11 protein-coding genes are annotated in these 15,276 nt (G+C 56.0%); 10 read left to right on the top strand and 1 reads right to left on the bottom strand.

What is annotated here, in order from left to right:
- Nucleotides 1-109: 109 nt before the first annotated feature.
- Complete coding sequence (gene trkA, locus Q0Z93_RS00845) at nt 110-1,450, bottom strand: Trk system potassium transporter TrkA (RefSeq protein WP_298061618.1); 1,341 nt, start codon at nt 1,448-1,450, stop codon at nt 110-112.
- An 82-nt stretch (nt 1,451-1,532) separates the two neighbouring features.
- Between trkA and Q0Z93_RS00850 the strand changes: the two genes are divergently transcribed.
- The 10 genes from Q0Z93_RS00850 (at nt 1,533) to Q0Z93_RS00895 (ending at nt 15,260) form a co-directional block, all read left to right on the top strand.
- Nucleotides 1,533-1,796, top strand: a complete 264-nt coding sequence (locus Q0Z93_RS00850; RefSeq protein ID WP_298061620.1) for a hypothetical protein — start codon at nt 1,533-1,535, stop codon at nt 1,794-1,796.
- A gap of 188 nt (nt 1,797-1,984) precedes the next feature.
- Nucleotides 1,985-4,300: a DUF4493 domain-containing protein gene (locus Q0Z93_RS00855; protein ID WP_298061623.1), complete on the top strand. Its 2,316-nt coding sequence runs from the start codon at nt 1,985-1,987 to the stop codon at nt 4,298-4,300.
- Nucleotides 4,301-4,313: 13 nt separating this feature from the next.
- On the top strand, nt 4,314-5,771 hold the full coding sequence (locus tag Q0Z93_RS00860; RefSeq protein ID WP_298061626.1) for a DUF4493 domain-containing protein: 1,458 nt from the start codon (nt 4,314-4,316) through the stop codon (nt 5,769-5,771).
- A gap of 77 nt (nt 5,772-5,848) precedes the next feature.
- Complete coding sequence (locus tag Q0Z93_RS00865) at nt 5,849-8,149, top strand: DUF4493 domain-containing protein (protein ID WP_298061628.1); 2,301 nt, start codon at nt 5,849-5,851, stop codon at nt 8,147-8,149.
- Between the two features lie 137 nt (nt 8,150-8,286).
- Nucleotides 8,287-9,030, top strand: coding sequence for a hypothetical protein (locus Q0Z93_RS00870; protein ID WP_298061630.1), 744 nt, complete (start codon nt 8,287-8,289; stop codon nt 9,028-9,030).
- 21 nt (nt 9,031-9,051) lie between these two features.
- Complete coding sequence (locus Q0Z93_RS00875) at nt 9,052-10,704, top strand: PCMD domain-containing protein (RefSeq protein WP_298061632.1); 1,653 nt, start codon at nt 9,052-9,054, stop codon at nt 10,702-10,704.
- 242 nt (nt 10,705-10,946) lie between these two features.
- Nucleotides 10,947-12,809 carry a YVTN family beta-propeller repeat-containing protein gene (locus Q0Z93_RS00880; protein ID WP_298061634.1) on the top strand — a complete coding sequence of 621 codons (1,863 nt, stop codon included), beginning with the start codon at nt 10,947-10,949 and terminating at the stop codon, nt 12,807-12,809.
- A 4-nt stretch (nt 12,810-12,813) separates the two neighbouring features.
- Nucleotides 12,814-14,013, top strand: a complete 1,200-nt coding sequence (locus Q0Z93_RS00885) for a hypothetical protein (RefSeq protein WP_298061636.1) — start codon at nt 12,814-12,816, stop codon at nt 14,011-14,013.
- 99 nt (nt 14,014-14,112) lie between these two features.
- Nucleotides 14,113-14,838 (top strand): hypothetical protein, encoded by a 726-nt coding sequence (locus Q0Z93_RS00890; protein ID WP_298061637.1) that lies wholly within the window; start codon nt 14,113-14,115, stop codon nt 14,836-14,838.
- A 104-nt stretch (nt 14,839-14,942) separates the two neighbouring features.
- The gene (locus Q0Z93_RS00895; RefSeq protein ID WP_298061639.1) at nt 14,943-15,260 is read left to right on the top strand and encodes a hypothetical protein; all 318 of its coding nucleotides are present in this window, start codon (nt 14,943-14,945) and stop codon (nt 15,258-15,260) included.
- Nucleotides 15,261-15,276: the final 16 nt, after the last annotated feature.

Genomic DNA, 15,276 nt, shown 5'->3' on the forward strand with positions numbered 1-15,276 from the left:
CGGCAGGCTCAAGAGATGCGCAAGCATCTCAAAAAGTTTTTCTGGTTCTCTTTGTTCACAAAGAGAACAGTTCCCTCCCAAACGCGTACAATAAAACTAACGTACTTAATCAACCGAAGAACGCCCCGACTTTTCCGATCGCGCTCGGCAGAGCGAACACCACCACCCGGTCGTACGCCTTGATCTCCACATTTCCCGTCGCAATCATCGCCTTATCGCCCCGCACAATCCCCCCCACGATCGCCTCGCGCGGGAAATTGATATGTTTGATCTTCCCCCTCGTAACCGGACTACCCGGCTTGACAATGAACTCCAGCACCTCCGCCTCACACCCGTTCAGACATTTGAGCGCCTGCACATCCGTGTTCATCGTAAAACGGAAAATCGAGCTCGCCGTGATCAACTTCTTATTGATGATCGTATCGATGCCGATACTCTCCGCCAGCGAGATATAGTTCATGTTTTCGACCTCCGCGATCACCTTTTTGACCCCCATCCGTTTGGCCAGCATCGCCGCCAGGATATTGGTTTCCGCCCTTCCCGTCAGCGCCACGAAAGCATCCATCTTGTCCAGCCCCTCCTCGATCATCACCTCGCTTTTTCGGCCATCCTCAGCGATGACCAGCGTATTGTCCAGCATCTCCGCCAGCTTGTACGCCTTTTCCGGATTATAGTCCACCAACTTGATATTGATCTCGTTCTGGAGCTCTTTGGCGATGCGCCGCCCGATCCGCGAACCGCCGAGGATCATCAGGTTCTTCACCTCGATATTCGGCCGTCCCGAGAACTCCATGACCTTTCCCACCGAGCCGCGGCCCGAGATGACATACACCGTGTCCCCCTCCTCGAACAGATCCTCCCCGCGCGGGATGATCGTACTTCCGCCGCGAGATATGGCCACCGTGCGGTACTCCAGATTTTCCCTGTCGCGCGTGATCTCGATCAGAGTATGCCCGACCAGCGGCGACGAAGCATCGAGGCGGAACACCACCAGAGACAACTTGCCCCCCGAAAAATCGACATATTCCGACGTAGACGAATGTCCCAGCAGCGTGATGACCTCCTGAGCCGCCACCTTCTCCGGATAGAACAGGTAATCGATCCCCATATTGATGAAGACCTCCTTGTTATTCGGCTTCAGGTACTCATCATTATCGATGCGCGCGATCGCCTTTTTGGCCCCCAGTTGTTTGGCCAGCGTCGCCGAGAGGATATTGGTATTCTCCTCCGGCCCCACCGCCATGAAAAGGTCGCAGTGCTGGACCTCGCCCTGGGTCAGCGCATCGAACGAAGTGACATCGCCCTCGATAGTCAGCACATCGGAGACCGCCGCCAGCTCGTCGAGCCGTTTTTCGTCATCATCGATGATCGTGATGTCATGGTATTCGTTGCTGAGCATCTTGACCAGGTGTCCGCCCACCTCGCCGGCTCCGGCTATGAGAATCTTCATGTTCGTTCAGGTAACAATTTACAAATTTAGGGAAAAATTGCACTATTTTTGTTTTCGACAAGCAGTCTTTTAACACTTAGATATGTCGACCGCACTGATAACCCTGTTGATAGCCATTGCCGCGGTAGCCCTGTTCGTGCTCGGGCTGTCCATCACCCTGATTCGGAAAGGGCATAATATAGAGAGCGACGTGGGGAGCAACCGCGAAATGAAGAAGCGCGGCATCGAATGCGCTTCGGCCCAGATACGCCGCGAAGAAGCCGAGAGGCTGGGCAATAAATCCTATTTGCCGGCCGGCTGCGACGGCACGTGCGGCAGTTGCGGAAAGCAGGGAGAATGTCAGTGATGCTGATAAAGAGGACACTCGTGGTCAGATTTTCGGATAAGTTGGTCTTTTGTTAATTTATTGAAAATAAACGGGTTATTTGCTCATTAATTTCGATGGGAGGTATTGGTGGTTAAGAAAAATCGTGTACCTTTGCCTCGTGAGTATTTGTCAGAAAAGACAGGTTTTGTTTCATCAAAACTCTATAAATGAGCAAACAGAGACTCAGATTTCGGAATGCCTTGTTGGCGGTTGGGGTTGCTGCCGCGGCGGCGGTATCTTGCACTGAGCGCGGCGAGGCGCCGTTCGGGACGACAGGCGACGCGGAAGTGTGTTTGTCGGTGGGCGTGGATGCGACTGAGAATGAACAGGCGATCTCCACGAAGGCGGGACAGCCGACGCTCGATCCGTACAAGGACTTGGCGGTCTATGTGATTAACACCCATGAAGATACGTTGGCCCGGTGGGCATCGTTCGACGCCGTGCCGGCGACTTTGAGATTCACGCCGGGGGCTTACAAAGTGGTGGCGGAATACAGGCCGGCGGGGTTCGATCTGCCGGCTTTTGAAGCCTATCTTTACCGGGCTGAAGAAAAATTCGTCGTCCGGTCGGGCGACCGGCTGCAACTCGATCTCGTGGCGAAACTGGCTGCCTCTAAGATTTCGGTCGAATTCGATCCGAGTTTCGATCATTACTACCGGAGTTATTCTGTGGACATCCGTACCGTAGGTGTGGATTCGCTGCGTTTTAAGAAAGGCGAATCCCGCTGCGGTTTTTTTATGCCGGGGAGCGTGCGGATGCGGTTCAACCTCGTGACCCAGGAGGGGAAGGAGCTGGTATTCTCGCCGGCGCCGCTGGCCAAGGCGAAGGCGGCGGACTATTATAAGCTCAAGTTGAAAGTCACTTCGACACAAGGCGATGCACAGGTGATCGTGGTCGGTTCCGACGGTACGAATCCGGAGAAAGAGGTGATGATCGAAGTGCCGCAGTATTTTCTGCCGAAAGACAAGCCGGAGATTACGTCGATGAAGGGGTTTGTCAGCGGGGCTTCGCAGAGTGTGTTCGAGGGCGAGGTGTCGCAGTGGAGCATGGCGGCGACCGTACCGGGGGGGATTTCGTCGTTCGTCATTCGGATGAATGACGGGGCGAGCGGCGTGTTGGGGCAGAAGTTGGGCGGGGTGGATGCTGTCGATTTGGCAGGGCTGGCGGCCGACGATCCGCTGCGGGGGCTTTTGAAAGAGGCAGGGTTTGTGTGGTGCGAGGGGCTGAACTCGCCGGAAGATGCCGCGATTGCGACGAACGTGTGGCTCGACTTCACGGATGCGATGGTGGCGCAGGCGGACGGGAGTGCGGCGCAGTACGATTTCAATATTGAGCTGACGGACAATTACGGCCAGACCCCGGATGATGGGGGGACGGGAGTTTGCCCGTGCGTGGTGAAGGCGGAGATCAAGATTCCGACGGTGCTTTTTGAAGCGCCGCAGCCGGGAGATGTGTGGACGGCGCAGACCGAATTTACGGTTAAGACTGATTACGACGCGATGAGCGGGGTGAAGCCGAAGCTCCAGTATCGTCGAAAGACGGCGACCGAGTGGAACAACACGACGGAGGGGGACAACGTGACGGTGACGGCGCAGCCGAACGACAACGGGATGTATGTCTTGCGGTATAAGATGACGGGTTTGCAGCCGGGGACGGACTACGTTTTCCGCACGGAGACCAGCGGACGCTACAGCGGCGAACAGGCGGTGACGATGGAAGCGGATACGCAGCTGCCGGGGTTCGAGTATACAGAAGAATCGGTATTGTATGGAAAGAAACTCATCTTCAATTCGTGGCAGACGCGAAATCCGGCTTCGGCGGGACAGATACAGTCAGGAAATTTGGGGGCCAACGAGTTGACCTGTCTCAATACCACTTACCTCGAACAAATTAACGGGGAATCGTGGGTTGCGATGAAAACCGCTTACTGGGGGAGGGCGGAATATCGAGCATACGCATGGAACGCTTGGCAACACGACCCTTCAAAACAGAATATCACGGCTGGAATTCTCTATTTGGGGGCTTATAATTATGAGTTATCGTCCAAAGAATCGAATAAATCTCCGGGTATACAGGTGCATAAATATGAAGAATTGACTTCCGAAACGCTCGACCGGGGGGTGGCATTCGCATCGCGGCCGACGGCGTTGAGCCTCGACTATATCTTCCAGCCCAAAGACGATGACGGCAATCGGGATCAGGGATATATCTGTGTGGTGTTGTACGGGACGGATGCGAATGGTGCGGAAGTCGAAATCGCAAAAAAAGAGGAATATCTCGATCCTCATGATCCGAAATTGTCTTCGACGCCACTGACGATACCGATCACATATACGAATACGGAACTGAAAGCGACCAAAATCGACGTTTTCTTCAGCTCCAGCGAAAATTACGGAAAAGACGACGAACCGAAGTGCAACGGGACGACATACGTCGGGAATATCCTGAAAATCAAGAATCTCAAACTGAATTACGAACGTTAAAGCAACGCAGATAATGAAAAGATATAACTTCCACAGCAGCCTGCTGGCAGCCCTTTCGGGCGTAGGGATCATAGCCGCGGTTTTGACCTCCTGCGTCGATGCCGAAGACCCTTACAATCCGGGCACGAAAAACGAAGGACGCATGGGAACCCTGAGTATCGGCTCGCTGGGGCGCGAAGGCGATTTCATCGTGGTGGAAAAAGGCGCCGACACCAAAGCCGACGGCGCCGCGGTGCCCGACGTGGCGACATTCCGCGTTGCCGTGCTGGACAGCAAGGGAGAGAACGTCGTGCACAACAACCTCACGGGCACAGACTATAAGTGGGACACCTATGCCGAGGTCGAGGGAGAAACGGTGACGATCCCTTCGGGAAAATACAAACTCGAAGCCGCCAGCTTGCCCGAAGAACCGCTCGCAGGGTGGGACACGCCCTATTACTATGGCGTAAAGGACTTTACCGTACGCATTTCCGAACTCACGAAAGTCGATTTGGTCTGCAAATTGGCCAACGTCAAAGTGACCGTCGAATGGGATCAGGAATTCCTTGACAAAGTGGATCAACCGCAGGCGGAAGTCTATTTCGACGACACCGATCCCGCGACGCTTCAGTACAAGCGCCGGAACCTGATCTGGTCGGCGACCGAGACCCGCGCCGGGTATTTCAAAGTGCCGGACGACGCGAAACTCTACATCAAAGTGACCGGTATCCGGAAAGAAGATGGCGCCGCGCTCGGCGAAGGAGCGGGACAGACCGAGATCATTTCGGACGTAGCCGCCATGCAGTGGCATAAGGTCAGGATCGGGTACCAGCAGGCCGGTTCGCTGTCGGCATCGGTCAAAGTGGACGCCACCACGATCGACTCGGAGCATACGGTCGAAATACCGGACGGCGAAGGAGTGATCGACGGCGGCCCGAACAACGAAAACTGGGACAGCGAACCCGGGAACGAGCCTGGAGGCGAACCGGGGGGCGACGGTCAGGACGCTTTGGACATCGTCGGAGCGAACTTCAACGGCGAGGCTTTCGATATTACTCAACAATTGACCGTATCCGTAGCCGATCAGAACCGGATCGACGTGCGCTTCGACGCCGCGAAAGGGATCGACCAGCTCTATGTGACGATTGAATCGGACGCATTGGCGGCTTTGCTGCCGGGGTTGGGGCTGGCCAACGGGGTGGCATTCGACATCGCCAATCCGCCGGCAGCATCCGAAAAGCCGGAAGACGTGAGCGAGGAGATGTGGTGGGTGAATATGTTCGCGAATCCGCAAATCGGCATCCTCGACCCGGCCGTGCCGATCAAAGGGAAAACCACTCATACATTCTCCGTGGGCGGGCTGATGGAATTGCTGGGGGGCGTAGCCGATCCGGCGGGGAACGGACCTGCAGTGCATAAGTTCGGTCTGAAGATGGTCGATGCGGCGGGTGCGGTGAAAGAAGCGACCTTGTCGATCTACCTGACGGAATAATTCACGCGGGGGAATATGCCGCCTGTCGGGCTTGCGTGCCGGAGAGAGCGGGAAAATATCAAAGGAAAAGAGTTGTCATGAAGCGCTTTGTATACAGTAACATACCGATCGTTTGGCTTGCGTGCTTCGTACTGCTGTGCGGGTGTTCGCGCAGCGGGTTGGACGTAGGCGAGGGGGCGGTTTCGTTCTCCTTCACGGAAGACGACGCCGTGCGGGTGAAAAGCGGCAATGCGGGACTTGCGAACCTGCACTACACGGTCGACATCGTCGATCGGCAGGGCGACACGGTAGCGCATTACGACGATTACCACACCGTGCAGACGATCCGGCTGAAAGAGGGCGTCTATACGGTTTATGCGGCCGCAAGCGGAGAACCGTCTGCGGAAAACTCGGCGTTCGGCGCGCCGCGGTACGGCGGGGCGGAGACGGTGACCGTCAGGGCGGGCGAAAACACCTCCGTGGCGATGGTCTGTACCTTGGCGAACGTGAAAGTGACCGTCGTGGATTTCGAGCAGGACATCAAGGACAACTTTCCGGAATACAGCCTCGTGATCAAGCCGACCGAAGATTATACGGGGAGCGATACGCTGACCTTCACGCAGGCCGATGCGGACGCCGGGCAGATCGGGTGGATCGACCGGACGGAGAATGGGCGGTTCGTGTTGATTTTCCGGGCCGTCAATAAGCAGAGCACGGCGAAACGGCAGACCTACATTCGGACGATCACCGATGCCGAGCCGGCCGATTTTTATCGATTCACAGTGAAAATGAATCCCGTCGGCAATCAGTCGGACGGAGGGACGATGTTCCGATTGTCCGTGCAGACCGATACGCAAGAGTACGAGTTCCCGTTCGGAGTGAAAGAGCATACGCAGCCGGTTCCGACCGTGGGCAGGACAGACGGCGGGAATATCCGCGAACCGTTGGTGACCAATGTGGACACGCGGGACGGGGTGATGCGGCTGGATGTGCATGCCGCGGCAGGCATACGGCGGCTGCGGATTCGCCACGAAGATACGAAAGTGCTGCGGGAGTACGGTTTGCCGGGGCTGGTCGAACTGGGCGGAGACAACGATGCGGCGGCAGACGAGGCGCAGCGGGCGGCGCTGGCGGGGATTCTGGCCTGGAGCGACGGCTCGGTGGTGGGCCAGACCGATACATGGCTCGATTTCTCGGGACTGATGAATACGGCGCAGGTGGGGGGAGCGTTGTTGCCGGAGGGAATTTATACGGTGGATGTCGAGATATACGATTTCGACAATCAGTTGGTGACGCAGCGGGTGACGATGTCTGTGGCGCGCGACTTTGCGGCGGGGACGGCATTGGAGGCCGCTTTGGTGAACGGGGTGCCGGGGGTAGGGGCGAAGTATGCCTATGTGACAGCACAGTGGTTAGGGAGCAGCACGCCGGCGGGATTAGGATTCGAGTATCGGGCGGCAGGCAGCGGAGACGACGCATGGGTGAAGGTGCCCGCGGCGAGTGCGGATATAGACGAAGCGCAGAAGAGTTTCCGGGGATTGCTTACGGGATTGCAGCCGGAGACGACGTATGAATTCCGTCCGGTGGGCGACGGCTTGATGCCGGGAGTGAGTGCGAAGTTTACGACCGATGTGCTGACGGAAGTGCCCAATCTCGGTTTTGAATACGGCTCTACCGGATCGTTCGACGGGGCAAATGATGTGTACGATCCGAATATTCCGGGACAGGAACGGTTCTGGGCGACGGGGAATCCGGGAGGAAAATTCAAGATGGCGGGTATGGGTTTGGGCCAAAATGTGACTTTGCCGGTGACAGGTTCCGAGGCGCATACGGGGACGGCTTTGTGGATGAAATCGTATTATGTCAGTATATTGGGCATAACCAGTCTGGCTACGGGATCGGTGTATAGCGGAACGTTCGGGCCGATCAAGTCGGCGCCGACCAACACTACACAACAACGGGCATTGGTGCACTATGGGCAGCCTTATACTGCGCGGCCTCTGGGGTTGAAAGGGTGGTACAAATACATTCCGCAACTGATCAATCGGGACATAGACAATAAATTCCCCGAGTTGCAGGGACAGGAGGACAAGTGTAAAATCTACATCAGTTTGGAAGTTTGGGGGAGCAGCGTTACTTCGCGGCCGGAAAAACCGATCGTGGTGGGGTACGGAGAGTTGTTGTCGGGAGCCACGCAGACAGTTGCGGATAACAACGGCTATGTACCGTTTGAATTCCGGATCCAATACGACGCCGGCAATCTCGTTCGGCCCGACCATATCGTCATGTGCGCCACGTGCAGCTACTTGAGCGACGATTTTTGCGGGGGAGAGGGGAGTGCGCTTTATATCGACGATTTTGAACTGATCTGGGAACCGGATAAGCTGTCCGGCAACTGATCGGCACATGCGAGAACAAGAAAAAAACAAGGCTTTCCGGTCGACAACGACCGCGGAAAGAAACTTTTTGCGCAAAAACCGGCTCCCCATTTTGTGTAAACACCCGACGAAACTTATTCAACGAGCATACGAACCTGATGAGAAAAACCCTATATGCGATCGTTCTGGCCGTCTTCGCGGCCTCCTCGACAGCGAACGAAGCATCCGCCCGCGAGAAATTCGACCGGGGGATCACCGTGCAGACATTCATGCCCAAAGGCATGTGGTTCTTCGGCGGAAATATATCCTACACCCAGCACAACAACGACGATTTCCAGATGTTCGGGCTGCTCAAAGACTTTTCCAGCCGAGGATATACATTCGCCGTGCGGCCGATGGCAGGCTATTCCTTTGCCAATAACCTGGCCGCAGGCGTCGCATTTACCTACGAACGGAGCATGCTCCAGATCGACAACGTCAGTCTGGCATTAGGCGACCTGAGCTTCGACGTCTCCGACTATTACAACATCGAACACGTCTATACCGGCACCATTTTTCTGCGGAATTATATCAACCTTGGGAACAGCCGGCGTTTCGCCCTGATCAACGACCTCAAGCTGCAGCTCGGCGGCGGCCAGGGCAAGATGATCGACGGCGCCGGAGACGATATGAGCGGAACCTATACCAAAATCTATAAACTCGGTTTGGTCTGCTCGCCGGGAGTAGCCGTATTCGTCAACGATTTTGCAGCCGTGGAAGCGACCATCGGCGTACTCGGATTTCAATACAAACGCACCGAACAGACCACCGACCAGATACATCACGCATCGCGGCAGACCAGCGGCGCCAATTTCAAGATCGACATCTTCTCCATCGCCTTGGGGATGACTTTCTATTTATAAAGGATGAAGCCGAAACAGGATATGGAAAACAGATACCGAAAGGTTGTTGCAGGGGCGGCAGGGATGTTGGCCATGCTGGCGACGGGGTGTATAAAGAACGACATCCCCTTCGAGATCGTTCCGGGGAATATAACCGAGATGGACATCCGCGGAGCGGAATCCGTCGAGTTGAGCAACTCCGACCGGACGATCGACGTCGTGCTGGCCGACACGGTGGATCTGAGACAGGTGTTTCTGAACGACTTCCGGATAACCCCGGACTCCCGGATCATCAACAACGTGACCGGACAGGAGCTGGACACCCTCGACTCCTATTACCTCGACCTGACACAAGGCAGCTCTGTATATGCGATACCGGAGGACAAACCTTATACCTTTACCGTCATTACCTACCAGGACTACGTCTGGACACTCAAGGCAAGCCAGAATATCGAGCGCGTATTCACACTGGCCGGCAGCCAGCAGATCGGCGAAGCCAAATTCAGCGCCACGGGATACAGCGTGGTCGCTTACGTGCCCGAGAGCGTGCCCCTCACCGGCATCGACATCCAGGAACTGAAATTAGGGCCTTCCAATGCCACGATGGACTGGGTGCAGGCGGACGGAACCGTGGTCGAGAATGTGGATCCGAAGACGGTTCATGACTTCACCCTGCCGCAGCATTTTATCGTCAAATTTCTCGATATAACCCAGGAATGGACCGTGTCGGTCGAACAGTCGGCACAGTACATTACCGAGATGTCGGTCAATCCGTGGGCGAAATTCGCATATCTGAAAGCGCAGGGCCTGACCTCGGCCGGCGACTGCAAATTCCAGCTGCGCAAAGCCGGAGCCGGGGACGATGCCTGGACGGATGTGCCGGATGTGACGGTCGACGGCGTGACCTTTACGGCGGTAGCCAAAGGGCTCGAGCCGGGGAAAAATTATGAAGTGCGGGGCGTGATCGGCGAAAATTACGGCGACGCGACCGCTTTTACCACCGAAGCGGCGGCAGAGGTGGCCAACCTCAATTTCGACACCTGGACACAGAAAGGCAAGAACTGGTTCCCCAATGCGGACGCTGCCAACTCCTATTGGGCGACAGGGAACGAAGGCGTGACCATTTACACGGCAGCCAACAGCGTCCCGGTGGAAGGCGCGGGGAATGCCGTGGAAGGTAAGGCCGCGCGGCTCGAGACAATCGGCAAAGTGCCCTTGGTGACGATCGCAGCCGGAAACCTCTTTACGGGGATCTACAAGACCAATCTCGGCAATCCGTCCACCAGCGCGACCATGGGACGGCCTTATACCAGCCGGCCGACCCATCTTCGGGGGTGGTACAAATACACGCCGGCCGAAGTGACCACCGAAGGGAATAAATACAGTCCGGCGAAGCATCCCGATGCGGTGGGAAAATTGGATTACTGCACGATCTATATCCGGTTAGAGGACTGGGGCGGCGCGACCGAACGGCCGGCCAATCCGACAGTGATCGCCCGTGCGGGGCTGGAAGACAACCAGGTCGTGTCGGAATACAAGCAATTCGACCTGAAATTGGAATACGACGATATGGAAGCCAAGCCGACCCATATCGTGATCGTTGCGTCATCGAGCCGATACGGCGAGGACTTCTGCGGCGGGCCGGGCAGCGTGCTCTATGTCGATCAATTCTCACTGGGTTTCGACTACGATTGACCTTTCCCGAAAACGGCGATCATAAGGCGAAAAAACCGATAGAGGGCGTCAAATGCAAGGCCGGTGCGGAACTTCGGTTCCGCACCGGCCTTTTGCTGTCGCCGCCATACCTAAAATAAGCAGGCAAACGTTTGCATAAAAAAGGGAAAATCCGTAATATTGTAGGTTTCATTACGGATCAGGCGACGCACTATCCGTAAGAAACACCCAAACACACCACTGCCTAAACTGCTAACATCGATATGAAACGTTCACTATTTCGCACCTGCCTGGCGGGCGGGATGATCTTATGCTGCATCTCGGGCGCAGGGAATCACTTTCCGGCCGTTTCGGCTGCACAGCCGGGTTCGGCCCAAGGAGCGCCGGCCGAGGCTGCGGCGAATGCTCCGCTGTTCGTCACCGACATCGCCGTGCTTTCCGACGGCCGCGTCGTGACCTCCAATAAAGGGAACAAATCCGTGCGGATCTATGCGCCCGCCGACTTTACCGTTCCGGTCAAGGAATGGGTCTTTGAACAAATACCGACAGGCGTGGCGGTCGGGACGGCGAACGGCACGGTCAAGATTTATGCGACCACATTTGAAAAACGGGGGACACTGGAAGTGATCGACCTGGCCTCGGGCCGTGTCGAGCGCTCCATTCCGGTGGGATCGGGAGCGACATCCCCGGTGGTTTCGCCGGACGGGACGAAAGTCTATGTGATGAACCAGTTCGCCAATACCGTCGCCGAAGTCGATCCGGCCGGCGGCGTCGTGCTCCGCACCGCGCAAGTGCTGCGCGAACCGAAAGGCGCCGTAGTGTCGAAAGACGGGAAATACCTCTTCGTCGCCAACTTTCTGCCGCAGCAGCGGGCCGACCTGGACTATGTGGCCGCCGATGTCTCGGTGATCGACCTGGGGACCTTCAAAAAGATAAAAGACATTCAGCTGGCCAACGGAAGCAATGCCCTGCGGGGGATTGCACTCAGTCCGGACGGGAAATACGTGCTCGTTTCGCACAATATGGGGCGGTTCACCGTGCCCACCTCGCAGCTGCAGCAAGGGTGGATGAACACCAGCGCGCTGAGCGTGGTCGACGCCGGGAAACTCACCTTCGAGGGAGGGATCGTGTTAGACGAACCGGAACGCGGGGCGGCAGGCATATGGGACATCAAGAGCGTCGGGGACAAAATCTACGTGACCCATTCGGGAACCCACGACCTCAGCGTGATCGACTATCCGGCCATGAAAGCCAAACTCACCGCCTACACCGGGACAAAAGAGCAGCTCTCGTATGACCTGCGGTTCCTGTACGGGATTCGCGAGCGGATTAAACTGGCAGGTAACGGGCCTCGGAAGATGGCCGTGTCGCAGGACGGCAGCCGTATTTATATTCCGACCTATTTTTCGGATACCCTGAACATCTTCGACGCGGCAGCCGGTAAGACGGGCGGAATCGCGGCTATGGTCGAAAATCGCAGGGAGAGCGACGCACAGGCAGGAGAACGGATATTCAACGACGCTGCATACTGTTTCCAGAACTGGCAGTCCTGCAACGGCTGCCATCCGGGCGAAGCGCGGAGCGACGGCATGAACTGGGACCTGATGAACGATGGGATCGGCAATTCCAAGAACTGCAAAAGCCTGCTGTACTCGCATGTGACCGCCCCGAGCATGATCTCGGGGATACGCGCCGATGCAGAGACCGCGGTGCGCAAAGGCTTTACCCATATCCAATTCCACGACATCCCGGAAGAGATGGCCGAAAAAGTGGACACCTACCTCAAAGGGCTGAAAGCCGTGCCCAGTCCGTATCTGGTCGACGGACAACTGTCGGAAAAAGCCAAAGAAGGGCGGCGGATATTCGAGAAACTCAAATGCGGAGAATGCCACAACGGCGAATACTACACCGACCTGCAGATGCACCGGATCGGGGAAGACATCGAATTTGAAAAAGGCTGGGACACGCCGGCCTTGCGGGAAGTGTGGCGCACCGCGCCGTATCTGTTCGACGGACGCGCGGCTACCATGAAAGAAGTGTTTGAAGTCCACAGACATGGCATCGAAGGCAAGAAAGTGAGCGCCAAGGATATCGACGCATTGGTCGAGTACGTCAATTCGCTGTAGGGTTATGGGATTCAACGTAGTTTATCATATCGACAAAGTCTGGTTCCGGGACTTCGGCGAGATGGTCGGCGAGATGCTCGACAAACTGACCGTGACCTGCGAGCGGGGGCATATTGTGCCGCTGCGGCTGGTGTTTTTCGGCAATCCGGACGACAACAGACAATACACGGCACATCGGGAATGGCTGCTCGGCCTGATCCGGGAGCGGTGCGAACGGTTCGGCTGGCGGATGCCGCTGGTGAGTTACGTGGCCCAGAAATCCCTGGATTCGGGCTTGGTGATGGAATCGCAGTGCATCCCGCAAGAAAAATCGCCGCTCGTGCAGGATAAAGCAATTGTTACGGCTGCAGGCCGCGTGCGTTATTTTACCGTCGAAACCGAAGAAGGGAAACGGCTGTTTACGGAAGGAATCCTGCCATCGTCGATCGATGCACCGATCCTGGAACAGTCGACCGAAGTGCTGGGCAAGTTAGGAACCGTGCTCGACGCCGAACAGATGGACATCAACACGATTGTGCGGCAGTGGAATTACATCGAACGCATCACCCATGTGCCGGAATACGAAGGGGCGAATCAGCATTACCAGGACTTCAACGACGCCCGGTCCCATTTTTACGCTAAGACGCGTTGGGAAAAAGGCTATCCGGCCGCTACCGGGATCGGAACCTCGCACGGAGGGATAATGGTCGAGGTGGATGCAGCGGTTCTCAAATGTCGCAAATGTGCGGCAGTGGCATTGGATAATGCCTTGCAAGTGGCCGCTCATGACTATTCGCAGAACGTGCTGATAGGCGTAGCCGACAAGATATTCCGGCACAAGACCACACCCAAGTTTGAACGGGCCAAAGCCGTGATCACCCCTGCTTCGGGATTGCAAGTCTACATATCCGGCACCGCAGCCATCCGCGGGGAAACGTCCCTGGCGGACGTGGGAATCGAACGGCAGACCTTGACGACCTTGGAGAATATCGAATACCTCATCTCGCGCCGGAATCTGCGCAAACATGGGATCAAAGCAGAAAAGACACCGGAAATACAAATTTTTCGCGTATATTTGAAAAGTGAAAACCTGCTCGAGCCGGCGCGGAAAATCATCTGCGAGAAATATCCGCATGTAGAGGCTTTGTATGTGCTGACAGATGTGTGTCGCGACGAACTGCTGATCGAGATCGAAGGCGTGGCGGTTGCGGAAGATTGCGGATAGGCGGTGCCTTCTGCAAGAGCCTTTCGCTGCCAAAACTTGGCGGCCCGCAGCCTGAAATTGAATGGAAAAACAAACTGAAAAATATAAAAAACTGACACCATGAAAAAAACAAACATGTTCAAAACATCGCTTCTGGCCGCATCCGCAGCGGTCGTGACTTTCGCCATGACCTCGTGCGGCGGCTCTTGTCCCGCAGATGCACAGAAAGGTGATTCCACCGCAGTAAAAACCACAGAAATGAAAAAAGCACCGTACCAGAAAAAGTACACCAACGCCGACTTCTACGACGCACAAGGAAACTTCAAACAGGACGTCGCCAAGGAAGCATTCCTCGACATGTTCGCCTATTACGACGTTCCGTTCACCCCGTTGATGGAAAAAGACATTTGGTTCACCGACTTCGGCCTCGGCGATTTTGAAAACGCAGGGATGGGCGGAATCTTCTGGATCAACGACTCGACCGAAGGGTACTTCGCACACAGCATCTACCTGCTGCCGGGCCAGATGATCCCGGAACACAAACACGTCAAGACCACTTTCCCGGCCAAGAAGGAATCGTGGTTAGTCGACAAGGGATGGGTCTACAACTTCTCCGAAATCGGCGAACCGACCGAAGGGGCGGACGCCTTGATTCCGGCATCGCAGCTGGCTACCACCCTGTCGAAGAATTATGTGAAACAGAACCTCGGCGAAGTGCTCACCATCAAAGCGCCGGAAAGCTGGCACTTCATGATGGCCGGGCCGGAAGGGGCTATCGTATGGGAATTCGCCAACTATCACGACAACGCAGGCCTGCGGTTTACCCAGCCGAAAGCAGCGCTGTAATCTCTTTCATCGAAAGCAAAACCTATGGCGGAGGCGGGGAGCAGACTCCATCGTCCTCCGCCTTGTAACAAAAACTAACCCAACAAAAAATCACAGACCGAGTTATGAGAACATTCGACCATGTAGGCATACCGACCACCGTATCCAAAGCCGGAGAGGTGTATAACGAAGGAATGAAAGTGTGGCTGACCGATTTTTCAAAAAGCCCGAACCGCATCGAGTGGCTCCGGTTCGACCCCGACTCGTGGATGCCGCAGTTGATTCAGAGCACCACCCATATGGCCTACCGGGTGACCGATCCGGAAGCGGAGATGGCCGGGAAGACCGTGCTGCTGCCCCCGACCGACTGCGGGGGAGGAAACTGGATCGCCTTCGTCGAAGAAGAAGGGATCGCCGTGGAACTGATGTGGCAAGTGAAATAATAACTCGATTAAAAGC

The sequence above is a fragment of the uncultured Rikenella sp. genome (assembly GCF_947628055.1).
Classification (GTDB): domain Bacteria; phylum Bacteroidota; class Bacteroidia; order Bacteroidales; family Rikenellaceae; genus Rikenella.